Raw genomic sequence first — 23,327 nt, 5'->3', positions numbered from 1 at the left:
CCGGGCTCAGTCCTGCCCGTACCGCGGATCGACGGATTCCGGGGCCAGCCCCAGCAGCTCGGCGACCTGCTCCACGACGACCTCGTGGACCAGCAGGGCGCGCTCGTCGCGGGTCTTGGTGCGGATCTCGACGGGCCGCCGGTAGACGACGATCTGGGCGGGCCGGCCCTTGGCCGCCGGTACGGCGCCGCCGAGCGGAACGCTCTCCTCCAGCTCCGAGGGCACGTCCAGAACGACGAAGTCGACCTCGGCCAGCTGGGGCCAGCGCCGCTCCAGCCGCTCCACCGAGTCCTGGACCAGATCGCGGAAGACCTCACCCCGGCTGCGCGACAGCGGCACCTGGGGTGGTGCGACGGGCCCCCGCATACCGCGGCCATGACGGTCGCGGCGCCGGGGCCGCGGCTCGAAGGAGTGGGGGGGAGGTACAGAGCTGTCCATCACCGACGCAGCGTAACGCTCCCCGGGGCGGCGCGATCGTGCCGACGACACAGCCCCGCGACGGTTTCTCCGGACCGAACACCCCCGCTGCCGGCTCTCCCGTCCGCAGTTGAACATTCAGGCCAAGGTTGAGCCCTTTTCAGGCCCCTGATCCGATCATCGACGGTGTGCGGGACGCCGCCCGCCCGCCCCGGCGCGCGCCCCCGGGACCACCCGGTCCGCTCCGCGCCCCCACCGCGCCGCAGGTCAGGGGGGCCACCGGGGGCGGGGGTGTGTCGAGGACCACAGGGCGACACGGTGGGGTGAGCCGGGGGAGAGTCGTCGCAGCCCGCTCAAGAGTGCGGTACCGTCCAACATCGTGAGCCCTGTACGTCGCTGTTCGCGCACCGCGTGCGGCCGCCCTGCCGTCGCGACACTGACGTACGTCTATGCCGACTCGACTGCGGTCCTCGGCCCGCTCGCCACCTACGCCGAGCCCCACTGCTACGACCTCTGTGCCGAGCACAGTGAGCGGCTGACCGCGCCACGCGGCTGGGAGGTGGTGCGCCTCTCCGACGGCTCCGCCCCCGCACAGCCCAGCGGTGACGACCTCGAAGCCCTCGCCAACGCGGTACGGGAAGCGGCCCGGCCGCACGACCGCGGACCGGACGGCGGAGGCAGGGGCCCCCGCGCCGCCGACCCGGTGGAAGTCGCCCGCCGGGGCCACCTGAGAGTGCTGCGCTCCCCGGACTCCTGAGGCCACCACTTCGGGTGTCGCCCGGCCGGGTAGTTTGGACCCTCCGTAAACACCAGGAGGACCGGCCGTGGTTGCTGATCTGTCGCAGCTCGTGAAGGCGTACGACGTCCGTGGCGTGGTGCCCGACCAGTGGGACGAGGCGCTTGCCGAGCTGTTCGGGGCCGCGTTCGTCCAGGTCACGGAAGCTGACGCGATCGTGATCGGCCACGACATGCGCCCCACGTCGCCGGCCCTGTCCGGCGCCTTCGCCCGGGGCGCGGCGGCCCGGGGCGCGGACGTCACGCTCATCGGCCTCTGCTCCACGGACCAGCTGTACTACGCGTCGGGGGCGCTGGACCTCCCGGGCGCCATGTTCACGGCCTCGCACAACCCGGCGCAGTACAACGGCATCAAGATGTGCCGTGCGGGCGCGACGCCGGTGGGCCAGGACACCGGCCTCCGCGAGATCCGCACGCTGGTGGAACAGTGGTCGGAAGGCGCCCCGCAGCCCCCGGCGTCCGCCACCCCCGGCACGATCACCGAACGCGACACCCTCACCGACTACGCGGCCCACCTCCTGGGCCTGGTCGACCTCAAGGCGATCCGCCCCCTGAAGGTCGTGGTCGACGCGGGCAACGGCATGGGCGGCCACACGGTCCCCACGGTCTTCGAAGGTCTGCCCCTCGACCTCGTCCCCCTCTACTTCGAGCTGGACGGCACCTTCCCCAACCACGAGGCCAACCCCCTCGACCCGAAGAACATCGTCGACCTCCAGGCCCGCGTCCTCGCCGAGGGCGCCGACCTCGGCCTCGCCTTCGACGGCGACGCGGACCGCTGCTTCGTCGTCGACGAACGGGGCGTCGGCGTCTCCCCGTCCGCGATCACGGCCCTGGTCGCCGCCCGCGAACTGGCCCGCAACGGCGGCGAGGGCATCGTCATCCACAATCTGATCACCTCCTGGTCGGTCCCCGAGGTGGTCCGTGAGAACGGCGGCACCCCGGTCCGCACCCGGGTCGGCCACTCCTTCATCAAGACGGAGATGGCCGAGCACGGCGCGATCTTCGGCGGCGAACACTCGGCGCACTACTACTTCCGCGACTTCTGGAACGCCGATACGGGCATGCTCGCCGCCCTCCACGTCCTGGCCGCCCTGGGAGGCCAGGACGCTCCCCTCTCGGAACTGGTGGCGGCCTACGACCGCTACTCCGGCTCCGGCGAGATCAACTCCACGGTCGCCGACCAGACCGCCAGCCTGACCAAGGTCAAGACGGTCTACGGCACCCGCGACGACATCACCTTCGACACCTTGGACGGCCTGACGGTCACCTCCCCGGACTGGTGGTTCAACCTCCGAGCCTCGAACACGGAACCGCTGCTGCGCCTGAACGTGGAGGCGAGGGACGAGCGCACGATGGAGTCGGTACGGGACGAGGTACTGGCCCTGATCCGGTCCTGAGGCTTCGCCTACCAGCCCTTGGCCGACAGCCTGGCCCGCAGCCCTGGCCGCATCCCTTGGTTCTCAGCTTTGGCCCGTGTCCCTTGGCCGTGTGCCTTGGCCCGCGCCCCTTGGCCCGCAGCCCTTGTGGCGCCGCCGTCCCAGCTCCCCCGGCGCCATTCCAGCCCCTCCGGCGTTTGAGGAGCGGGGTCCGGGACGGAGCCCCGATCTCCAGCCCGTCCGGCGCTTGAGGACAAAGGGGGGCCCGGGGCACAGCCCCGGTTTCGGGAAGGGGCGGGGAGGGGACAGGCCCGCCGCAGGCGCCACCCCCCCACCCGCACCGCCCCCCACGACCCCACCCCACCGCCCCATCCCCGGCCCCCACCCCCCGGCCGGGCCGCGCCCCCGTCCCCCCAGCGGTAGGCTGACGACGCCTGATCCACGTGAATCAGAAACCGCACCGCTCGAAGGGACCCACCCCATGCCGCTCGAAGCCGGCCTCCTGGAGATCCTGGCCTGCCCGGCCTGCCACTCCCCGCTGGACGACCGCACCGAGGCCGACAGCCCGGAGCTGGTCTGCACCGGCACCGGCACCGACTGCGGCCTGGCCTACCCGGTCCGTGACGGCATCCCGGTCCTGCTCGTCGACGAGGCCCGCCGCCCCGCCTGACCGCGAGCGACGCGCGTACGGGCAGGCCCCGCGCGGCACCGGACCCGACCGGAGACAGAGCGCAGGCAACACACCCAGCGCCCCCGTGAAGGCCCCCCGCCACCGACCCCCGCACCCGCATCCCGCACCCCACCCGGCGATCGGAGGCCCACCGCCATGCTCGACGAGTCCATGCTCGACGCCCCGGAAGCCCTGGCCAGGGCCGACCGCCGCGACCTGCTCCGCGGCGCAGCCGAGGCAGGCGCCCGGGTCCGCACCGCCGCCCGGCACGCCGCCGAGGCAGGCATCGGCGGCCTGAACCCGGAGGGCCGTCCCCGCGCCGTCCTCGTCGCAGGTCCCGGCACCGCCGCATCCGGCGTCGCCGACCTGATCGGCGCACTGGCGGGCGCGGCCGCCCCCGTGGCCCGGATCCGCCCGACCGGCGTCGCCCCCGCCCCCGGCGCCCTGCGCTGGACCCTGCCCGGCTGGGCCGGCTCCGTGGACCTCCTCCTCATCGCGACCGCCGACGGCTCCGAGCCGGGCCTCGCCCTCCTCGCCGAGCAGGCGTACCGCCGCGGCTGCACCGTGGTCGCCGTCGCCCCCACCCGCTCCCCGCTGCGCGAGGCGGTCGACGGGGTGCACGGCCTGGTCGTACCGATGGCGGCCGCCCCGCACGGCGAGTACGACGCGGAGACCTCGGCCGCGGGACCGGGCACCCTGTGGGCGCTGCTCACCCCGCTGCTGGCCCTCCTGGACCGGGTCGGCCTGGTGACCGCCCCCGCCGAGGAGCTCCAGAAGGTGGCCGACCGCCTGGACCGCACTGCCGAACGCTGCGGCCCGGCCATCGCCACGTACAGCAACCCGGCCAAGACGCTCGCCGCCGAGCTCGCCGACAGCCTCCCGCTGCTGTGGACGGAGGGCGAGGCCGCAGGCCCGGTCGGCCGCCGCTTCGCCGCCGTACTGTCCGAGCTCGCGGGCCGCCCCGCCCTCGCCGCCGAACTCCCCGAGGCGCTCCCCTCGCACGGCACCCTCCTCGCCGGGGACTTCGCGGCCGGCGCGGACCCGGACGACTTCTTCCGCGACCGGGTCGACGAGGGCGAGACCCTCAGGGCCAGGGTCGTCCTGCTCCGGGACCGCCCGACGGGCGGCCTGAGCGCCTACCCGGCGGCCCGGGAACTGGCGCTCGGCCACGACACCCCGGTCAGCGAACTGGAACCGGACGAGGGCAGCGAGCTGGAGGCGCTGGCGGAACTGCTGGCCATCACGGATTTCGCTGCTGTTTACGTGGCTCTGGCATCAAGGCCCACGTAAGCAAGAAGCACCACACACCGCACAACCCCACCAGCGAGGACGACTCCATGGACCGGCTGTCCAACACCGTGCGCCCCTACGCCTGGGGCTCCACCACGGCCATCCCCGCCCTGCTGGGCACCGCCCCCACCGGCGAACCGCAGGCCGAGATGTGGATGGGCGCCCACCCAGGAGCCCCCTCCCGCATAACCCGCCCCAAGAGCACCTCCGAGACGACCGACACCAGCAACACCACGGGCACCGCCGACACCACGGCCCCCACGGAACGCCCCCTCACCGACGTCATCGCCGCGGACCCCGAAGGAGAGCTCGGCGCGGCCACCGTCGCCAGGTTCGGCCCCCGCCTCCCCTTCCTCCTCAAGCTCCTCGCCGCCGGCGCCCCCCTCTCCCTCCAGGTCCACCCCGACCTGGACCAGGCCCGCAAGGGGTACGAGGACGAGGAGGCGCGGGGCGTCCCGATCGACGCCCCCCATCGCACGTACAAGGACGCGAACCACAAGCCCGAACTCATCTGCGCCCTCACCCCCTTCGACGGCCTCTGCGGCTTCCGCAGGCCCACCGAGGCGGCGGACGCGATGGAGGCTCTCGGCGTCGACTCCCTGAAGCCGTACGTCGACCTCCTGCGCGCCCACCCCGAGGAGGCCGCCCTCCGCGAGGTGCTCACGGCGATCCTCGGCGCGGACCCGGCGGAGATGGCCGACACCGTGGCCGAGGCGGCGGCCGCCTGCGAACGCCTCGGCGGCCCCCACGCCCCGTACGCCCGCATCGCCCACAACTACCCCGGCGACCCCGGCGTCCTCGCCGCGATGCTGCTGAACTACGTACAACTCCAGCCCGGCGAAGCCCTGTTCCTCGGCGCCGGCGTTCCGCACGCCTATCTCGACGGCCTAGGTGTCGAGATCATGGCGAACTCGGACAACGTGCTGCGCTGCGGCCTCACCCCCAAGCACATCGACGTCCCCGAACTCCTGCGCGTCGTCCGCTTCGAGGCCACCGAGCCCGGAGTGCTGCGCCCGGAGGCGTCGCCCTCCGGTGAAGAGCGGTACGAGACCCCCGTCGACGAGTTCGCCCTCTCCCGCTACACCCTCGCGTCCGGGGCCGCGCCCGCCGAACTGACCGCCCCCACCCCGCAGATCCTGCTCTGCACCGCGGGCGCCGTCCGGGTCGGCGAACTCGACCTCACCCCCGGGCAGTCCGTCTACGTACCGGCCGCCGAAGCGGTGGAGGCCGCCGGAGCGGGCACACTCTTCCGTGCCACGGTGGCGGCCTGATACATCGTCCTTCCCCCGTGGCTGCAACAATGTGCCGCCGCAGCGCGGCACCACCTGCCGCACACCGAGGAAGGGACACCACGCACTCATGAGCGCGTCCGGCGGAACCAAGGCGATCGTGGCGGCGCTCGCCGCCAACCTCTCGATCGCCGTGGCCAAATTCGTAGCGTTCCTCTTCAGCGGTTCCTCGTCGATGCTCGCGGAGAGCGTCCACTCGCTCGCCGACTCGGGGAACCAGGGCCTTCTGCTGCTCGGCGGCAAGAAGGCCAAGCGCGAGGCCACCCCGCAGCACCCGTTCGGCTACGGGCGCGAGCGCTACATCTACGCCTTCCTCGTCTCCATCGTCCTTTTCTCGGTCGGTGGCATGTTCGCGGTCTACGAGGGCTACGAGAAGATCAAGCATCCGCACGAGATCACGGCCTGGTACTGGCCGGTCGGGGTCCTGGTCTTCGCGATCATCGCCGAGCTCTTCTCCTTCCGTACGGCGATCAAGGAGTCCAACCAGACCCGCGGCGACCGCTCCTGGACCGAGTTCGTCCGCCGAGCCAAGGCCCCCGAACTCCCCGTCGTCCTCCTGGAGGACCTCGGCGCGCTCGTCGGCCTGGTCCTGGCCCTCGGCGGCGTCGGTCTCGCCCTCGCCACCGGCAACGGCGTCTGGGACGGCATCGGCACCCTCTGCATCGGCATCCTGCTGATCGTCATCGCGATCATCCTGGCCGCCGAGACGAAGTCCCTCCTGCTCGGCGAGTCCGCCGGGATCGAAGAGGTCGAGAAGATCAAGGCCGCGGTGGTGGACGGCGACACCGTCACCGGCATCATCCACATGCGCACCCTCCACCTCGGCCCCGAGGAACTGCTGGTCGCCGCCAAGATCGCGGTCCAGCACGACGACACCGCCGCCGAGGTCGCCAACGCGATCAACGCCGCCGAGAACCGGATCCGCGACGCCGTCCCGATCGCCCGGGTCATCTACCTGGAGCCGGACATCTTCAACGCGGAAGCCGCGGCGGCCGGCACCAACCCCGCCAAGACACCCGGCGCCCCGGCCCCGGACGATTCCGGCACCCCGGCCCCGAAGGACCCGGGGGCCCCGAAGGATCTCGGCCACTGACCCACCGCACACCGGCCCCGATCGGCCCGGTGACCCCTCACACACGCCCGGCTCCATGAACGGGCTGGGGGTCACTGGGCCGTTCGGTGTAGATTCGGATACGGAACAGACGTCGCTGCTGATGGCGGTCGACCGGTCCGCGAACGCGAGCCGGGCGAGGGACAGAGGGCCTCCGACGGACTGCACTGCGAACGCGCTCGGGCATTCGTACGTCCGTCGTCGCCGCAGAGTCAGCCCAGACAGCCCACCTCGACCCATCACGAGGAGCAGCCCCGTTATGACGACGGTCACCAACCGCCAGGACTTCAAGGTCGCCGACCTTTCTCTCGCAGCCTTCGGCCGCAAGGAGATCACTCTCGCCGAGCACGAGATGCCCGGCCTGATGTCGATCCGCAAGGAGTACGCCGCCGCCCAGCCGCTGGCCGGTGCGCGCATCACCGGCTCGCTGCACATGACCGTGCAGACGGCCGTCCTCATCGAGACTCTCGTGGCCCTCGGTGCGGAGGTCCGCTGGGCCTCCTGCAACATCTTCTCCACCCAGGACCACGCCGCCGCGGCCATCGCCGTCGGCCCGAACGGCACCCCGGAGGCCCCCGCGGGCGTCCCCGTCTTCGCCTGGAAGGGCGAGACGTCGGAGGAGTACTGGTGGTGCACGGAGCAGGCGCTGACCTGGCCGAACACCCCCACCGGCGGCCCGAACATGATCCTCGACGACGGTGGCGACGCCACCCTCCTCGTCCACAAGGGCGTCGAGTTCGAGAAGGCCGGAGCGGCCCCGGACCCGTCGACGGCGGACAGCGAGGAGTACGCACACATCCTCACCCTGCTGAACCGCACCCTCGGCGAGGCCCCGCAGAAGTGGACCCAGCTGGCGTCCGAGATCCGCGGTGTCACCGAGGAGACCACCACGGGTGTCCACCGCCTCTACGAGATGCACCGTGACGGCACCCTCCTCTTCCCCGCGATCAATGTGAACGACGCGGTCACCAAGTCGAAGTTCGACAACAAGTACGGCTGCCGCCACTCCCTGATCGACGGCATCAACCGCGCCACCGACGTCCTGATCGGCGGCAAGACCGCCGTCGTCTGCGGCTACGGCGACGTGGGCAAGGGCTGTGCGGAGTCCCTCCGGGGCCAGGGCGCCCGCGTGATCATCACGGAGATCGACCCGATCTGCGCGCTCCAGGCGGCGATGGACGGCTACCAGGTCGCCACCCTCGACGACGTGGTGGAGCAGGCCGACATCTTCATCACCACGACGGGCAACAAGGACATCATCATGGCCTCGGACATGGCCAAGATGAAGCACCAGGCCATCGTCGGGAACATCGGCCACTTCGACAACGAGATCGACATGGCCGGCCTGGCCGCCATCGACGGGATCGTCAAGGACGAGGTCAAGCCCCAGGTCCACACCTGGAAGTTCCCCGACGGCAAGGTCCTCATCGTGCTCTCCGAGGGCCGTCTGCTGAACCTCGGCAACGCGACCGGCCACCCGTCCTTCGTGATGTCGAACTCCTTCGCCGACCAGACCCTGGCGCAGATCGAGCTCTACACGAAGCCCGAGGAGTACCCGACCGATGTCTACGTGCTGCCCAAGCACCTGGACGAGAAGGTCGCCCGCCTCCACCTCGACGCCCTCGGCGTCAAGCTGACGACGCTCCGCCCCGAGCAGGCGGCGTACATCGGCGTCGAGGTCGACGGCCCGTACAAGCCCGACCACTACCGCTACTGATCCGGCACCGTCGGCGGCCGGGAGGCATGCACTCCCTCCTCCCGGCCGCCGCACGGCACCGAGCCCCAGCGGCAGCACGCATCACCTAGCAAGCAGCAGCGGCCAGTGGCCGGCAGCTGACGAGACAGGCCCCCGCACCCCCGTGTCGGGGGCTTGTCCCGTCAACGCCCCGGTCACCGATCCCGCACAGCCCGAGGAACCCGAAGGACCCCATGCCCCGCGGCAGGTATTCGCTCCACGATCTCCACGATCACACCCCCCTCGGCGAAGAACACTTCCACTGCGCCCCCGGCCCCTCCGGCTGGCGCTACGTCTCCCAGACCACGTCCCCTTCGGGCGACCACCTCGGCTCCGTCGACCTGGCCCTGGACGAACTCGGCCGGCCGATCCGTCTCGAACTCCACGCCGCGAGCTGGCAGGTACGGGGAGCCGCCCTGGAAGGCGTCACCTGGGTCCGTACCGACCCCACCGGCACCCACGCCACCGAAGGCAACGTCCGCGCCCACGCCTTCTCCGGAACATCCCCCGCGTTCCTCGTCGCCCTGACCCGACTTCTGCGCCTCACCCCCGATTCCCCCGAGACCCGCGTCCGCGTGGTCACCTTCACGGACCCGGTCCTCGCGCCACGTACCAGTGACCAGTCCTGGGCTCTGGTGAACAGTGAAGCGCACACCACTGACAACGGCCCCCTGATCGTGGACGAATACCAGGTCAGCGCCCTGGACACGGGGGACCGGCACACGGTTCACCTGGCCGGCGACGTCGTCCTCGCGGCACCGGGCATCGAGTTGGAGCACCTGGAGACACCCCCGTCCCCGCGCCCCTCCCGGCCCGCCGACTAACCGGGCGGAGCGAACCCGCCGGAGGAGGCCCCCGTCCCCTTCCGCGCCTCCGAACCAGAACCCCCACCACCGCCAGGCGCACGGCCCCCGGCCCCACCAGGCCCAGCGGGCAGAGGCGCCCCAGCAGCAGGCGCAGCGGGTCCAGCAGTTTCAACAGGCAAAGGCGCCCCACCGGGCGCAGAAGACGCAACGGTCCCAGCGCTCCCAGCGGGCACAGCGGCCCCCGCAGGCACAGCCGACCCAACAGCCCCGCCAAACCCCGCAACTCCGCCCGCAGGCACCGGTGGAGCGGCAGCCGCACCCCGGGCCCCCGCGAACACCCGCCGGGCATCCCGCGCCTGCCGCTCATGCACCACCGCGGCCAGGAACGCGGCCGCCGGCACCCCCTGCGGCGGAGCGATCCCCGTACGCGCCACCAGCTCGTCGGCCAGCCGCCCGGCGATCGATCCGCCGACACCGGGGTCCAGCTGGTGCATCCGCGTCAGGTACTGCCGTATCGCGAGCCACAGTTCGTCCGGCACGGCGGACAGATCCAGCTGCGAGAACCGGCCGACCAGCCACGGCGGGGGCGGCGGCACGGCGACCGACCGCTTGGCCGCCACCCGCTCCCGGATGACCAGCGTCCCCGCGAAGACATCACCGAGCCGACGCCCCCGTGCCGACACCAGCGACGCGATGCAGGCCACGGCCCCGAACGTCATCAGGATCTCCACAGCCCCCATCGCCCCCCGCACGAGCGCGTGCCGGAACCGGATCGGGCCGCCGTCGTCCCGCACCACGCGCAGCCCGCAGGCCAGCTTCCCGAGGGAACGGCCGTGGCTCAGCGTCTCCACCGCGATCGGCCCCCCGATCAGCACCAGCAGGAACAAGGCGACCGCGATGGCCGCGGCGGCGGCTTCGTCCAGGGCGACGGAGGCGATCCCCACCACGACCGATACCAGGACGAAGACGCAGAAGACCACCGCCAGATCGATCGCCGCCGCCAGAGCCCGGCTCGGCAGCCTCGCCGGCCTCAGCTCCAGGGCAACCGCGTCCCCGGTCACCAACTCGCTCATCGCGCCCCCACTCTTCCCCGACCTTCACTGCCCCCGGCCGGACCCAGTCTGCCAAGCTGACCCGCAGCGCGCCGCAGTAGTACGGCCCCGTACGCACCCATGCCTGGAGCAACAGCCGCCCATGGACCTCGACGTCTTCGTCACCGCCCACCGCACGGAGTGGGACCGCCTCGACCACCTCCTGCGCCGAGGGCGCCGCCTGACGGGCGCGGAGGCGGACGAGCTCGTCGTCCTCTACCAGCGCACGGCCACCCACCTCTCCCTGATCCGGTCGACCACCCCCGACCCACTGCTCACCGCGCGCCTCACCCAGCTCGTGGCCCGCGCCCGGGCCACGGTCACGGGCACCCGCAAGTCCTCCTGGCGCGACGCGGCCCGCTTCCTCACCACAGGTTTCCCCGCCGCGGTCTACCGCTCACGTCACTGGTGGGTCCCCACGGCGATCCTGTCCACGGTGGTGGCCGCACTCCTGGGCTGGTGGATCGGCACCCACCCCGAGGTCCAGGCGGCGATAGCCGCCCCGGAAGACCTCCGCGCCATGACCCGGCCGGGCGGGGAGTACGAGACCTACTACTCCAGCCACCCGGCCGCGTCCTTCGCCGCGCAGGTATGGACGAACAACGCGCAGGCCGCCGCGATGTGCCTGGTCCTGGGCGCGTTCCTCTGCCTACCGGTGATCTGGATCCTCTTCCTCAACATGCTCAACCTCGGCGTCGGCATCGGCCTGATGTCCTCCGCGGGCCGCCTGGACGTCTTCCTAGGCCTCGTCCTTCCGCACGGCCTGCTCGAACTGACGGCGGTGTTCGTGGCCGCCGGTACGGGGCTGCGCCTCGGCTGGACGGTGATCGACCCCGGTCCCCTCTCCCGCCGAACCGCCCTCGCCCAGCAGGGCCGCGCCGCACTGGGCATGGCCATCGGCCTGGCCCTGGTCCTGTTCGTCTCAGGCCTGATCGAAGGCTTCGTGACTCCCTCAGGCCTTCCGACCTGGGCCAGGATCACCATCGGCATCGCCGCTGAGCTGGCCTTTCTCGCGTACGTCTACATCCTGGGCCGCCGCGCGGTCCGAGCCGGCGACACCGGCGACCTCGCAGCGGTCGAACGGAGCGCCGAGCTTCCCTCCGCCGCCTGACCACCGGTGTGCATTCGCCCCTGCTGAGCTGCTAGTCTCCTCTTCGCCCACAAAAACCGTTGACACGGCAGATGTGGGGAGGTAGATTTAAACGGTTGCCTCGGACTAGACAGGTCTGAGTGAAGCGCATAGTGTCTATCTCGCTCATGCCGGGACGTTCACATATCCCGCAGAGCCATCTGATTCCCTTTATCTCGAATCGCAGATCGTTCATTCGGTCGGCGCGCTTCTGATAAAGTCGGATCCGCCGAAAGGCAAGGCCACTCCACAGGCCACCGGAAATCAAATTCGGACCGGAAACGGAACGAAAAAGAGTCTGGTAAAGTTGGAACCGCCGGAAAGGGAAAACGCGAAAGCGAAGAACCTGGAAAGCGAAACTGCTTGACCCGCTTCGACCGGGAATCGGACACGAAAGAGTCTGATAGAGTCGGAAACGCAAGACAGGAAAGAAAACGAAGGGAAGCGCCCGGAGGGCCCCGGTGAAACGGGACCGAAGGAAGCGTCCGTTCCTTGAGAACTCAACAGCGTGCCAAAAGTCAACGCCAGATATGTTGATACCCCGGCCTGCACCTGGTGCAGGTTGGTGGTTCCTTTGAAAAGTCCTGCCGGTCCACTTCGGTGACGGTAGGCGATTACACAGCGAGGACGCTGTGAACAACGGGTCTTATTCCGACCGGTTGTTCCGCTCTCGTGTGTGTGCACCCGATTACGGGTAAACATTCACGGAGAGTTTGATCCTGGCTCAGGACGAACGCTGGCGGCGTGCTTAACACATGCAAGTCGAACGATGAAGCCTTTCGGGGTGGATTAGTGGCGAACGGGTGAGTAACACGTGGGCAATCTGCCCTTCACTCTGGGACAAGCCCTGGAAACGGGGTCTAATACCGGATAACACTCTGTCCCGCATGGGACGGGGTTAAAAGCTCCGGCGGTGAAGGATGAGCCCGCGGCCTATCAGCTTGTTGGTGGGGTAATGGCCTACCAAGGCGACGACGGGTAGCCGGCCTGAGAGGGCGACCGGCCACACTGGGACTGAGACACGGCCCAGACTCCTACGGGAGGCAGCAGTGGGGAATATTGCACAATGGGCGAAAGCCTGATGCAGCGACGCCGCGTGAGGGATGACGGCCTTCGGGTTGTAAACCTCTTTCAGCAGGGAAGAAGCGAAAGTGACGGTACCTGCAGAAGAAGCGCCGGCTAACTACGTGCCAGCAGCCGCGGTAATACGTAGGGCGCAAGCGTTGTCCGGAATTATTGGGCGTAAAGAGCTCGTAGGCGGCTTGTCACGTCGGATGTGAAAGCCCGGGGCTTAACCCCGGGTCTGCATTCGATACGGGCTAGCTAGAGTGTGGTAGGGGAGATCGGAATTCCTGGTGTAGCGGTGAAATGCGCAGATATCAGGAGGAACACCGGTGGCGAAGGCGGATCTCTGGGCCATTACTGACGCTGAGGAGCGAAAGCGTGGGGAGCGAACAGGATTAGATACCCTGGTAGTCCACGCCGTAAACGTTGGGAACTAGGTGTTGGCGACATTCCACGTCGTCGGTGCCGCAGCTAACGCATTAAGTTCCCCGCCTGGGGAGTACGGCCGCAAGGCTAAAACTCAAAGGAATTGACGGGGGCCCGCACAAGCAGCGGAGCATGTGGCTTAATTCGACGCAACGCGAAGAACCTTACCAAGGCTTGACATATACCGGAAAGCATCAGAGATGGTGCCCCCCTTGTGGTCGGTATACAGGTGGTGCATGGCTGTCGTCAGCTCGTGTCGTGAGATGTTGGGTTAAGTCCCGCAACGAGCGCAACCCTTGTTCTGTGTTGCCAGCATGCCCTTCGGGGTGATGGGGACTCACAGGAGACTGCCGGGGTCAACTCGGAGGAAGGTGGGGACGACGTCAAGTCATCATGCCCCTTATGTCTTGGGCTGCACACGTGCTACAATGGCCGGTACAATGAGCTGCGATGCCGCGAGGCGGAGCGAATCTCAAAAAGCCGGTCTCAGTTCGGATTGGGGTCTGCAACTCGACCCCATGAAGTCGGAGTTGCTAGTAATCGCAGATCAGCATTGCTGCGGTGAATACGTTCCCGGGCCTTGTACACACCGCCCGTCACGTCACGAAAGTCGGTAACACCCGAAGCCGGTGGCCCAACCCCTTGTGGGAGGGAGCTGTCGAAGGTGGGACTGGCGATTGGGACGAAGTCGTAACAAGGTAGCCGTACCGGAAGGTGCGGCTGGATCACCTCCTTTCTAAGGAGCATCTAGATCCCTTCGGGGATCCAGAGCCACTACGTCGGCAAATGTTCGACGGTGGTCAGCTCATGGGTGGAACGTTGACTATTCGGCACGACAGGTTGGTTGTCACTAGTACTGCTTCGGCGTGGAACGTGGGGATGGATCGGTCGGGTCGGGCACGCTGTTGGGTATCTGAAGGTACGGCCGTAGAGGTCGCCTTCGATCCGGCCCCAGTGAACTCACCTGTACAGGGTGGGGTGGTGGGTGGCTGGTCGTTGTTTGAGAACTGCACAGTGGACGCGAGCATCTGTGGCCAAGTTTTTAAGGGCGCACGGTGGATGCCTTGGCACCAGGAACCGATGAAGGACGTGGGAGGCCACGATAGTCCCCGGGGAGCTGTCAACCAAGCTTTGATCCGGGGGTTTCCGAATGGGGAAACCCGGCAGTCGTCATGGGCTGTCACCCGCTGCTGAACACATAGGCAGTGTGGAGGGAACGAGGGGAAGTGAAACATCTCAGTACCCTCAGGAAGAGAAAACAACCGTGATTCCGGGAGTAGTGGCGAGCGAAACTGGATGAGGCCAAACCGTATGCGTGTGATACCCGGCAGGGGTTGCGCATACGGGGTTGTGGGATCTCTTTTTCATAGTCTGCCGGCTGTGAGACGAGTCAGAAACCGTTGATGTAGGCGAAGGACATGCGAAAGGTCCGGCGTAGAGGGTAAGACCCCCGTAGCTGAAACATCAACGGCTCGTTTGAGAGACACCCAAGTAGCACGGGGCCCGAGAAATCCCGTGTGAATCTGGCGGGACCACCCGCTAAGCCTAAATATTCCCTGGTGACCGATAGCGGATAGTACCGTGAGGGAATGGTGAAAAGTACCGCGGGAGCGGAGTGAAATAGTACCTGAAACCGTGTGCCTACAAGCCGTGGGAGCGTCGCTGTGTGTGCTTGCACATGCAGTCGTGACTGCGTGCCTTTTGAAGAATGAGCCTGCGAGTTAGCGGTGTGTAGCGAGGTTAACCCGTGTGGGGAAGCCGTAGCGAAAGCGAGTCCGAATAGGGCGAACTAGTTGCACGCTCTAGACCCGAAGCGGAGTGATCTAGCCATGGGCAGGTTGAAGCGGAGGTAAGACTTCGTGGAGGACCGAACCCACCAGGGTTGAAAACCTGGGGGATGACCTGTGGTTAGGGGTGAAAGGCCAATCAAACTCCGTGATAGCTGGTTCTCCCCGAAATGCATTTAGGTGCAGCGTCGTGTGTTTCTTGCCGGAGGTAGAGCACTGGATAGGCGATGGGCCCTACCGGGTTACTGACCTTAGCCAAACTCCGAATGCCGGTAAGTGAGAGCGCGGCAGTGAGACTGTGGGGGATAAGCTCCATGGTCGAGAGGGAAACAGCCCAGAGCATCGACTAAGGCCCCTAAGCGTACGCTAAGTGGGAAAGGATGTGGAGTCGCAGAGACAACCAGGAGGTTGGCTTAGAAGCAGCCACCCTTGAAAGAGTGCGTAATAGCTCACTGGTCAAGTGATTCCGCGCCGACAATGTAGCGGGGCTCAAGCGTACCGCCGAAGTCGTGTCATTCCAGCATGTACCCCCAACGGGGGCTGGGATGGGTAGGGGAGCGTCGTGTGCCGGGTGAAGCAGCCGCGGAAGCGAGTTGTGGACGGTTCACGAGTGAGAATGCAGGCATGAGTAGCGATACACACGTGAGAAACGTGTGCGCCGATTGACTAAGGGTTCCTGGGTCAAGCTGATCTGCCCAGGGTAAGTCGGGACCTAAGGCGAGGCCGACAGGCGTAGTCGATGGACAACCGGTTGATATTCCGGTACCCGCTTTGAAACGCCCAGTACTGAATCAGGCGATGCTAAGTCCGTGAAGCCGGCCCGATCTCTTCGGAGTTGAGGGTAGTGGTGGAGCCGATGAACCAGACTTGTAGTAGGTAAGCGATGGGGTGACGCAGGAAGGTAGTCCAGCCCGGGCGGTGGTTGTCCCGGGGTAAGGGTGTAGGACGCACGGTAGGTAAATCCGTCGTGCATGAAGTCTGAGACCTGATGCCGAGCCGATTGTGGTGAAGTGGATGATCCTATGCTGTCGAGAAAAGCCTCTAGCGAGTTTCATGGCGGCCCGTACCCTAAACCGACTCAGGTGGTCAGGTAGAGAATACCGAGGCGTTCGGGTGAACTATGGTTAAGGAACTCGGCAAAATGCCCCCGTAACTTCGGGAGAAGGGGGGCCATCACTGGTGATCCGATTTACTCGGTGAGCTGGGGGTGGCCGCAGAGACCAGCGAGAAGCGACTGTTTACTAAAAACACAGGTCCGTGCGAAGCCGTAAGGCGATGTATACGGACTGACGCCTGCCCGGTGCTGGAACGTTAAGGGGACCGGTTAGTGCACTTTCGGGTGTGCAAAGCTGAGAACTTAAGCGCCAGTAAACGGCGGTGGTAACTATAACCATCCTAAGGTAGCGAAATTCCTTGTCGGGTAAGTTCCGACCTGCACGAATGGCGTAACGACTTCTCGACTGTCTCAACCATAGGCCCGGTGAAATTGCACTACGAGTAAAGATGCTCGTTTCGCGCAGCAGGACGGAAAGACCCCGGGACCTTTACTATAGTTTGATATTGGTGTTCGGTTCGGCTTGTGTAGGATAGGTGGGAGACTGTGAAGCGGCCACGCCAGTGGTTGTGGAGTCGTCGTTGAAATACCACTCTGGTCGTGCTGGATGTCTAACCTGGGTCCGTGATCCGGATCAGGGACAGTGTCTGATGGGTAGTTTAACTGGGGCGGTTGCCTCCTAAAGAGTAACGGAGGCGCCCAAAGGTTCCCTCAGCCTGGTTGGCAATCAGGTGTTGAGTGTAAGTGCACAAGGGAGCTTGACTGTGAGACCGACGGGTCGAGCAGGGACGAAAGTCGGGACTAGTGATCCGGCAGTGGCTTGTGGAAGCGCTGTCGCTCAACGGATAAAAGGTACCCCGGGGATAACAGGCTGATCTTCCCCAAGAGTCCATATCGACGGGATGGTTTGGCACCTCGATGTCGGCTCGTCGCATCCTGGGGCTGGAGTCGGTCCCAAGGGTTGGGCTGTTCGCCCATTAAAGCGGTACGCGAGCTGGGTTTAGAACGTCGTGAGACAGTTCGGTCCCTATCCGCTGTGCGCGTAGGAATATTGAGAAGGGCTGTCCCTAGTACGAGAGGACCGGGACGGACGAACCTCTGGTGTGCCAGTTGTCCTGCCAAGGGCATGGCTGGTTGGCTACGTTCGGAAAGGATAACCGCTGAAAGCATCTAAGCGGGAAGCCTGCTTCGAGATGAGTATTCCCACCCTCTTGAGGGGTTAAGGCTCCCAGTAGACGACTGGGTTGATAGGCCAGATGTGGAAGCCCGGTAACGGGTGGAGCTGACTGGTACTAATAGGCCGAGGGCTTGTCCTCAGTTGCTCGCGTCCACTGTGTTGGTTCTGAAATAACGAACGGCCGTGTTTTCATCCGGTGTTGGTTAATTTCATAGTGTTTCGGTGGTCATTGCGTTAGGGAAACGCCCGGTTACATTCCGAACCCGGAAGCTAAGCCTTTCAGCGCCGATGGTACTGCAGGGGGGACCCTGTGGGAGAGTAGGACGCCGCCGAACAATTTTTCCGGGAAAGCCCCGCACCGTATGGTGCGGGGCTTTTCTGCGTTCCGAATCTATCCGAACATATCCAGGGCCCCCGGGAGTCCTCTCCTGGTTAGCGATGCAACGGGCGCCGTCCATCACTCACCAAGAGAGGACTAGGGGGATGACGAGCCTCAAAGACGGCCAGCAGCCTTGAGCGCCAGATAAGCGTCGGCGAGCGCCGGGGCGAGGTTGTCCGGGGTGGCGTCCACGACCACAACGCCGTGGCGCTGGAGTTTCTCCGCCGTGTCGCGGCGTTCGGCCTGGGCCTGGGTGCCGGCGGCGGCCTCGTACACCGCGTCCACCGTTCCCCGGCCCTTCGCCATCTCCTCGATCCGCGGATCGGAGACAGCTGCCAGCAGAACCGTGTGGCGCTGGGTGAGCTGAGGGAGCAGCGGGAGGAGCCCCTCCTCGATGGGGGTGGCCTCAAGCGAGGTCAGCAGAACGATCAACGAGCCGCGGGGAGCGTCCGAGAGAGCCGTGGTGCTGAGCCCTCTGGCGTCCGTCTCGACGAGCTCGGGTTCCAGTGAGGCGAGGGTGTTGACCACCGTGGCCAGGATGTCGCCTGCGGTGGTGCGGCCCTGTACCCGGGCTCGCACGCGGCGGTCGTAGGCGAGGAGGTCCACGCGGTCGCCGGCGCGCGTCGCGAGCGCGGTGAGGAGAAGGGTGGCGTCCATGGCCGCATCGAGGCGTGGGACGTCGCCCACCCGGCCTGCGGAGGTGCGGCCGGTGTCCAGGACGATCAGGATGTGCCGGTCACGCTCGGGACGCCATGTCCGGACCGCGACGGCAGACTGGCGTGCCGTTGCCCGCCAGTCGATGGAGCGGGTGTCGTCTCCTGGTACGTACGCCCGCAGGCTGTCGAACTCCGTGCCCTCGCCCCGCGTCAGGACGCTGGTGCGGCCGTCGAGTTCGCGGAGTCGGGCGAGCCGGGACGGCAGATGCTTCCGGCTGGTGAACGGGGGCAGCACCCGCACGGTCCACGGGACGCGGTGGTAGCCCTGGCGGGCGGCCAGGCCGAGCGGGCCGTACGAGCGGACCGTGATGCGCTCGGCTTGGCGGTCGCCGCGGCGGGTCGGGCGCAGAGCGGTGGACAGGCGACGCTGTTCACCGGGGGGAATCGTCAACGTGTGGCGGGACGAGGCCTGTTCGGTGTCGGCGGGCCAGCTGCTCGGCGGCCAGGCGTCGCGGAGCTGGGCCCTCAGGCGCCGTCGCGAGCTGTTGGTCACGGTGAGTTGCACTTCCGCCGTGTCACCGAGTCGAACTGTTGTATCACCGGATCGGGTGAATCGAAGCGTTCGCACTGGCGCTGCCAGGGCGTAGTCGCACAGAATCGCTAGTGAGAGCGGTGCGTTGACCGCGAGCATCCCGGTCCAGCTCGGAGCGAGGATGCCTACGGGGAGTGATCCCAGCGCGGCCAGCAGTGCGGTACGTCCGGTGAGGGCCATGGTCACCGCCTCATCGGGGTACGGGGACGTGGGCGAGCACCGAGGTGATGACGGAGTCGGGGGTGACTCCCTCCATCTCCGCCTCGGGCCGCAGATGGATGCGATGACGGAGTGTGGGGAGCGCCAAGGCCTTCACGTCGTCCGGGGTGACGTAGTCCCGGCCGGTGAGCCAGGCCCAGGCGCGAGCGGTCGAGAGCAGTGCGGTGGCGCCTCGGGGGGAGACGCCGAGGGCGAGCGAGGGGGATTCGCGCGTGGCACGACAGATATCCACCACATAGCCGGCGATCTCGGGGGAGACCGTGGTCTTCGCGACGGCTGAGCGGGCCGCCTCCAGATCGGCGGGTCCGGCGACGGGCCGTATGCCTGCTGCCTTGAGGTCGCGGGGGTTGAAGCCGTCGGCGTGGCGGGTGAGGACGTTGATCTCGTCCTGCCGGGAGGGCAGAGGCACCGTCAGCTTGAGCAGGAAGCGGTCCAGTTGGGCTTCCGGGAGCGGGTAGGTGCCCTCGTATTCGACGGGGTTCTGGGTGGCGGCGACGAGGAAGGGGTCCGGCAGCGGGCGGGGGGTGCCGTCGACGGTGACCTGACGTTCCTCCATCGCTTCCAGAAGGGAAGCCTGTGTCTTGGGAGGGGTGCGGTTGATCTCGTCGGCGAGCAGCAGGTTGGTGAAGACGGGGCCGGGCTGGAAGGAGAACTCGGCGGTGCGGGCGTCGTAGACGAGTGATCCCGTCACATCGCTCGGCATGAGGTCGGGGGTGAACTGGACGCGCTTGGTGTCGAGTTCGAGAGAGGCGGCGAGGGCCCGGACGAGCAGGGTCTTGGCGACGCCGGGGACGCCCTCCAGGAGTACGTGTCCGCGGCAGAGCAGGGCGACGACGAGTCCGGTGACAGCCGGGTCCTGGCCGACCACGGCCTTGGCGATCTCGGAGCGGAGGGCTTCCAAGGACGCGCGGGCGCCGTCGGCGGGCTCCGGAGCCGCAGGGGTCGCGGGGACCGCTGGGGGTTCGACCGGCTCGGGGGTCGGGGCGCTCATGAAGTGCGTACCTCTCTTTCGAGGGCGTCGAGGTGGTTGGCCAGCAGGACAAGGGCCGCGTCGTCGGCGGGGGCCGGGCCGAAGAGCAGGGTGCTCAGGTCGTCGCCTGTGGTGGCGCTGCGGGCGGACACGGCAGGGAGGAGAACGGCAGAGGTGTGTGCCTCACGGGCGGTTACGCCGGCAAGGCGGGCGATACGGGTTCGGGCGGCCGCCCGTAGTGATTCGGCTGCCCGGTCACGGGCGTTGGCCTTGCGGTAGAGGCCGGCGCGGCCCTCGGCGGATTCGGATGCGCGGATGGAGACCGGCAGCCGCTCCATGACCAGGGGGCCGAGGCGGCGGCCTCGCCAGATCGCGGCGAGGACCGCGGCGACGGTGAGCTGGAGCGTTCCCCAGAGCCAGCCGGAGGGGACCAGGTCGAGGAAGCTGCTTTCCTCGCCCGAGGCCTGGTCGCCGCTGCCTCCGCTGTTGTTGTCGTTGTCGTCGTCGGGAGAGCCGTCCTCGCTGGTGGCGGAGGGATCGGCCAGAGAGGGGAGGTACCAGACGAGATGGGGACGCGAACCGAGGAGTTGCAGGGCGAGGGAGGCGTTGCCCTGGTGGTCGAGACGCTCGTTGTGGAGGAAGTCGGGGGAGCCGAGAAGGACGGTGTCGCCGTCGCCGCGGTCCTTCAGGATCAGCAGGCTGGGGGCTCCGGCGCTGGGGTAGCAGGCGGTGGCGGTGGTGTTCGGTGCCGTGTAGCGCATGCCGCCCATGTCCGCTGTGCCGGCGCTGCGGGCGGCGGGGAAGGCGCAGGACGGGGGGAGGGTGGTCACCGGGCGGTGGGGCTCGGTGCGTACGCCGGGGGCCAGGCGAGATGCGGCTGCCTGGCCTGGGGCGATCAGGACGGTGCGGCCGGTGGAGGCGGTGGCCGCCTCGTGGAGTCGGCGCTGTTGCGTGGGGGTGAGGAGATTGGGGCCGGCGACCAGGAGTGTGGTGTCGGGTCCTGCCGCGGTGGTGGCTGCGTCGAGGGTCGTGGCGACGGTGACGGATATCCCGCGCGCCTTGAGAAGTTCGGCCGCGGCGCGGCTGCCCTTCGGGTCGGCGGACCGGGGGTCGAGGTGTCCGTAGTTGGTACCGGAGCGGACGGCGGCGAACGTGATGCCGGCGATCACGAGGATGAGCAGGGCGATCAGCAGCCCTCGTGTGCGCTTCCAGACCTGGTGCGGGGTGGGCGCGGTCGAGGTGGGGGAGGGGGCGGTGGCCGTGGTCATCCGGTGGCTCCTCGGGAGGTTCCGGGCAGCACGGGCTTCGCCTCGTCGAGTTCGGTGTCCAGGGCGCGCAGGGCCAGATATGTGGGTTGGTCCGCGGTGCGGCCGCCGTATGTGACGTCGTCGAAGTCGCGGGCGGCGGAGCGCAGCCGGGTGGCGTGGTCGGGCAGGGCGCGGCCTGCTTCCGCCGCTGCTTCGTCCGCCGTGCGGCCGGGGCGGGGGTCGAGGAGGGCGCGTTCTTCCAGCGACCGGACGATGGCGCGCATGCGTTCCTGGACGGCTTCGGTCCAGCGGAGAGCGGCGGCGTGTGCGTCGGCCGCGGCGCGGTGCTGGGTGGCGCTGCGGGGTCCGTCGCTCTCGAAGAGGGCGTCCACGGGTCGGGAAGTGCGTTGCGGGGTGCCGAGCCGCCACCAGAGGGCGGCGGCGAGCCCGATGACGATGAGGATCAGGACGACGAGTCCGGCCGGGCCGCCGGGGGCGGCGCTCGCGGCGGCGTCGAACACGCCGGCGACCCAGTCCCAGAGGCGGTTCAGGGCGCGCTGGAGGAGGTTCGGATCGTTCTCGTGGTACATCGGCTTGGACAGCTCGCTCTCGGCCGCCTCCCGGGCGGGGACACGTGGAGTGTCCACGGGTATGTCGCCCGCGCCGGTGACCTGCCGTGCTGCTGTGGTGCCCCCCGCCCCCGACACCGCATCAGCTCCTGGGGGTGTCGGTGTCGTGGCCGGGGAGGCCCGCGGCCCGTGCGAGGTCGAGGTCGAGTGCCTCGCGGCGGATGCGCTGGTCCACGTAGAGCAGTGCCATCACGCCTGCGACGAAGGGGTAGAGCAGCGTGGAGACGATCACTTCGCCGATGCCCGTGATGATCAGGAAGGGCCAGCCGAAGGAGGGGCCGCCGCTCTCGAAGAACTCGCTGATGTCGGTTCCGTCGGCGAGCATCCCGATGAGGCCGAAGGGGATGGAGACGAGGAAGCTCAGCAGGAAGACGAGCACGTAGGTCAGCGCGAGGATGCCGAAGGTGCGCCACCAGGCACCGCGGACCAGCTTCGCCGACCTGCGCAGGGCGGAGATGATGCTCTGCCGTTCCAGCATCAGGGCGGGGGCGGCGAGGGCGAAGCTGACCTGCAGCCAGAGGATGACGACGCAGGCGGCGGCGAAGCCGAGGAACGCCAGCGCCGCACCGGCCTCGGAGCCGACCAGCAGGCCGGGGCCGATGCCGACGGTCATGATCGTGGCGGTGATCACGGTGACCAGCAGGGTCAGACCGACCAGGGGGAGGATTCGCGGGCGGGCTTCGGCCCAGGCGTCGGAGAGCGTGACGGGGCGGCCCAGCACCGAGCGGCTGATCACCACGGTGACGATCGACGCGGTGAAGAGCGTGGCGAACATCGTGAGGAGAGAGACCGGGGCGAGGGAGAACAGGGTCGTCCGGGCGGATTCGGAGGCTTGGCGAAGGGCCTCGGCGTCGGTGGCGTTGGGGTCGATGCTGGTCGGCTCGGGCAGGAGGTAGCGCTGCATGAGGGTGGTGGCGACCTGGATGACCACGGAGACGGCGAGGCTGAAGCCGAGTGCGGTGCGCCAGTGGGCGCGCAGGGCCGAGACGGACCCGTCGAGGATCTCGCCGACGCCCAGGGGGCGCAGCGGGATGACGCCGGGCTTCGCCGCCGGCGGCTTGGTGCCCCAGGCCGGTCGCTGCGGACCGCCGCCCCAGCCGGGCGCGGGCGGGCGTGCGCCGGGGCCGCCGGCGGGGTTGCTCGGCGGGGACCACTGCCCGGGGGGCGGCTGCTCGGGGGACCACTGTCCCGTCGGCGCGCCTGCGTCCTGGGGCTCGGAGGGGCGGGGGATGGCCGCCTCCTGGCCGTCGGAGGGGGCAGATCCGGGCGTCGCCCAGCCCGGAGAGTCGTTCATTCTCGCTCCTTCACCGTCCTGTCCGCTCATCGGGGCGGCAGGTTGGCAGCCATCGTGCCACGGGCCGGTGCGGCGCGGACCGGGAGCCTTCTCTCCTTCGTGCCTTCATTTGTGGGCGGCTCA

Annotated in this window: 16 protein-coding genes and 3 rRNA genes; 12 read left to right on the top strand and 7 right to left on the bottom strand. The window is 68.1% G+C overall.

Going from position 1 to position 23,327, the window contains the following annotated elements; genetic code table 11:
* Nucleotides 1-6: 6 nt before the first annotated feature.
* Nucleotides 7-366 (bottom strand): metallopeptidase family protein, encoded by a 360-nt coding sequence (locus tag GTY67_RS11780; RefSeq protein ID WP_093692641.1) that lies wholly within the window; start codon nt 364-366, stop codon nt 7-9.
* Nucleotides 367-796: 430 nt separating this feature from the next.
* On the opposite strand from GTY67_RS11780, the gene GTY67_RS11775 reads away from it, so the two are divergent.
* The 8 genes from GTY67_RS11775 to GTY67_RS11740 all read left to right on the top strand — a co-directional run bounded on the left by GTY67_RS11775 (nt 797) and on the right by GTY67_RS11740 (nt 9,507).
* Nucleotides 797-1,174, top strand: coding sequence for a DUF3499 domain-containing protein (locus GTY67_RS11775; protein WP_204117128.1), 378 nt, complete (start codon nt 797-799; stop codon nt 1,172-1,174).
* Between the two features lie 67 nt (nt 1,175-1,241).
* A complete protein-coding gene (locus GTY67_RS11770; protein ID WP_161278615.1) occupies nt 1,242-2,609 on the top strand; it encodes a phosphomannomutase/phosphoglucomutase in 1,368 nt (455 codons plus the stop codon).
* Between the two features lie 460 nt (nt 2,610-3,069).
* Nucleotides 3,070-3,258 (top strand): Trm112 family protein, encoded by a 189-nt coding sequence (locus GTY67_RS11765; RefSeq protein ID WP_093692638.1) that lies wholly within the window; start codon nt 3,070-3,072, stop codon nt 3,256-3,258.
* A 156-nt stretch (nt 3,259-3,414) separates the two neighbouring features.
* Nucleotides 3,415-4,548: an SIS domain-containing protein gene (locus GTY67_RS11760; protein ID WP_161278614.1), complete on the top strand. Its 1,134-nt coding sequence runs from the start codon at nt 3,415-3,417 to the stop codon at nt 4,546-4,548.
* Nucleotides 4,549-4,595: 47 nt separating this feature from the next.
* Nucleotides 4,596-5,819, top strand: coding sequence for a mannose-6-phosphate isomerase, class I (gene manA / locus GTY67_RS11755; RefSeq protein WP_161278613.1), 1,224 nt, complete (start codon nt 4,596-4,598; stop codon nt 5,817-5,819).
* Nucleotides 5,820-5,907: 88 nt separating this feature from the next.
* On the top strand, nt 5,908-6,930 hold the full coding sequence (locus tag GTY67_RS11750; protein WP_093687522.1) for a cation diffusion facilitator family transporter: 1,023 nt from the start codon (nt 5,908-5,910) through the stop codon (nt 6,928-6,930).
* Nucleotides 6,931-7,207: 277 nt separating this feature from the next.
* Entirely contained in the window at nt 7,208-8,665 is a 1,458-nt protein-coding gene (gene ahcY / locus GTY67_RS11745; protein WP_161278612.1) for an adenosylhomocysteinase, read from the top strand.
* Between the two features lie 212 nt (nt 8,666-8,877).
* Nucleotides 8,878-9,507 (top strand): hypothetical protein, encoded by a 630-nt coding sequence (locus GTY67_RS11740; protein WP_093687518.1) that lies wholly within the window; start codon nt 8,878-8,880, stop codon nt 9,505-9,507.
* On the opposite strand, the gene GTY67_RS11735 is transcribed toward GTY67_RS11740, so the two are convergent.
* Nucleotides 9,504-10,562: an RDD family protein gene (locus tag GTY67_RS11735; protein ID WP_161278611.1), complete on the bottom strand. Its 1,059-nt coding sequence runs from the start codon at nt 10,560-10,562 to the stop codon at nt 9,504-9,506. The two genes, GTY67_RS11740 and GTY67_RS11735, sit on opposite strands and share 4 nt — an antisense overlap.
* A 121-nt stretch (nt 10,563-10,683) precedes the next feature.
* Here GTY67_RS11735 and GTY67_RS11730 point away from each other — a divergent pair, with 121 nt between their 5' ends.
* From GTY67_RS11730 to rrf, 4 genes are all read left to right on the top strand, one after another.
* Entirely contained in the window at nt 10,684-11,691 is a 1,008-nt protein-coding gene (locus GTY67_RS11730) for a stage II sporulation protein M (protein WP_161278610.1), read from the top strand.
* 719 nt (nt 11,692-12,410) lie between these two features.
* Nucleotides 12,411-13,936: ribosomal RNA gene (locus tag GTY67_RS11725) — 16S ribosomal RNA — on the top strand.
* Between the two features lie 296 nt (nt 13,937-14,232).
* Nucleotides 14,233-17,357 (top strand): 23S ribosomal RNA (locus GTY67_RS11720).
* A gap of 79 nt (nt 17,358-17,436) precedes the next feature.
* Nucleotides 17,437-17,553: ribosomal RNA gene (rrf, locus tag GTY67_RS11715) — 5S ribosomal RNA — on the top strand.
* The 16S, 23S and 5S rRNA genes sit together here, the layout of an rRNA operon.
* A gap of 158 nt (nt 17,554-17,711) precedes the next feature.
* Here the strand turns inward: rrf and GTY67_RS11710 are convergent.
* Genes GTY67_RS11710 through GTY67_RS11690 form a run of 5 tightly spaced genes read right to left on the bottom strand, consistent with a single transcriptional unit; the run spans nt 17,712 to nt 23,204 of the window.
* Nucleotides 17,712-19,025 (bottom strand): DUF58 domain-containing protein, encoded by a 1,314-nt coding sequence (locus GTY67_RS11710; RefSeq protein WP_161278609.1) that lies wholly within the window; start codon nt 19,023-19,025, stop codon nt 17,712-17,714.
* Between the two features lie 10 nt (nt 19,026-19,035).
* Complete coding sequence (locus GTY67_RS11705) at nt 19,036-20,055, bottom strand: MoxR family ATPase (RefSeq protein ID WP_202461409.1); 1,020 nt, start codon at nt 20,053-20,055, stop codon at nt 19,036-19,038.
* The gene (locus GTY67_RS11700) at nt 20,052-21,302 is read right to left on the bottom strand and encodes a DUF4350 domain-containing protein (protein WP_161278608.1); all 1,251 of its coding nucleotides are present in this window, start codon (nt 21,300-21,302) and stop codon (nt 20,052-20,054) included. The genes GTY67_RS11705 and GTY67_RS11700 overlap by 4 nt, the downstream gene beginning before the upstream one ends.
* Nucleotides 21,299-21,988: a DUF4129 domain-containing protein gene (locus GTY67_RS11695; RefSeq protein WP_161278607.1), complete on the bottom strand. Its 690-nt coding sequence runs from the start codon at nt 21,986-21,988 to the stop codon at nt 21,299-21,301. Before GTY67_RS11695 ends, GTY67_RS11700 begins: the two co-directional genes overlap by 4 nt.
* A 4-nt stretch (nt 21,989-21,992) precedes the next feature.
* Nucleotides 21,993-23,204 (bottom strand): hypothetical protein, encoded by a 1,212-nt coding sequence (locus GTY67_RS11690; protein ID WP_093688877.1) that lies wholly within the window; start codon nt 23,202-23,204, stop codon nt 21,993-21,995.
* Nucleotides 23,205-23,327: the final 123 nt, after the last annotated feature.

The organism is Streptomyces sp. SID8374 (genome assembly GCF_009865135.1).
GTDB lineage: Bacteria > Actinomycetota > Actinomycetes > Streptomycetales > Streptomycetaceae > Streptomyces.
Note: the sequence above shows the minus strand (reverse complement) of the source record. Positions and strands in the feature narration are given on the sequence as shown.

Bases quoted from the DNA above. Each gene is read 5' to 3' on its own strand.
- GTY67_RS11740 (WP_093687518.1), top strand. From the start codon at position 8,878: ATGCCCCGCGGCAGGTATTCGCTCCACGATCTCCACGATCACACCCCC.
- GTY67_RS11780 (WP_093692641.1), bottom strand. From the start codon at position 366: ATGCGGGGGCCCGTCGCACCACCCCAGGTGCCGCTGTCGCGCAGCCGG.
- GTY67_RS11730 (WP_161278610.1), top strand. From the start codon at position 10,684: ATGGACCTCGACGTCTTCGTCACCGCCCACCGCACGGAGTGGGACCGC.
- GTY67_RS11760 (WP_161278614.1), top strand. From the start codon at position 3,415: ATGCTCGACGAGTCCATGCTCGACGCCCCGGAAGCCCTGGCCAGGGCC.
- GTY67_RS11765 (WP_093692638.1), top strand. From the start codon at position 3,070: ATGCCGCTCGAAGCCGGCCTCCTGGAGATCCTGGCCTGCCCGGCCTGC.
- GTY67_RS11690 (WP_093688877.1), bottom strand. From the start codon at position 23,204: ATGAACGACTCTCCGGGCTGGGCGACGCCCGGATCTGCCCCCTCCGAC.
- GTY67_RS11700 (WP_161278608.1), bottom strand. From the start codon at position 21,302: ATGACCACGGCCACCGCCCCCTCCCCCACCTCGACCGCGCCCACCCCG.
- GTY67_RS11750 (WP_093687522.1), top strand. From the start codon at position 5,908: ATGAGCGCGTCCGGCGGAACCAAGGCGATCGTGGCGGCGCTCGCCGCC.
- manA (WP_161278613.1), top strand. From the start codon at position 4,596: ATGGACCGGCTGTCCAACACCGTGCGCCCCTACGCCTGGGGCTCCACC.
- GTY67_RS11735 (WP_161278611.1), bottom strand. From the start codon at position 10,562: ATGAGCGAGTTGGTGACCGGGGACGCGGTTGCCCTGGAGCTGAGGCCG.
- GTY67_RS11710 (WP_161278609.1), bottom strand. From the start codon at position 19,025: ATGGCCCTCACCGGACGTACCGCACTGCTGGCCGCGCTGGGATCACTC.
- ahcY (WP_161278612.1), top strand. From the start codon at position 7,208: ATGACGACGGTCACCAACCGCCAGGACTTCAAGGTCGCCGACCTTTCT.
- GTY67_RS11705 (WP_202461409.1), bottom strand. From the start codon at position 20,055: ATGAGCGCCCCGACCCCCGAGCCGGTCGAACCCCCAGCGGTCCCCGCG.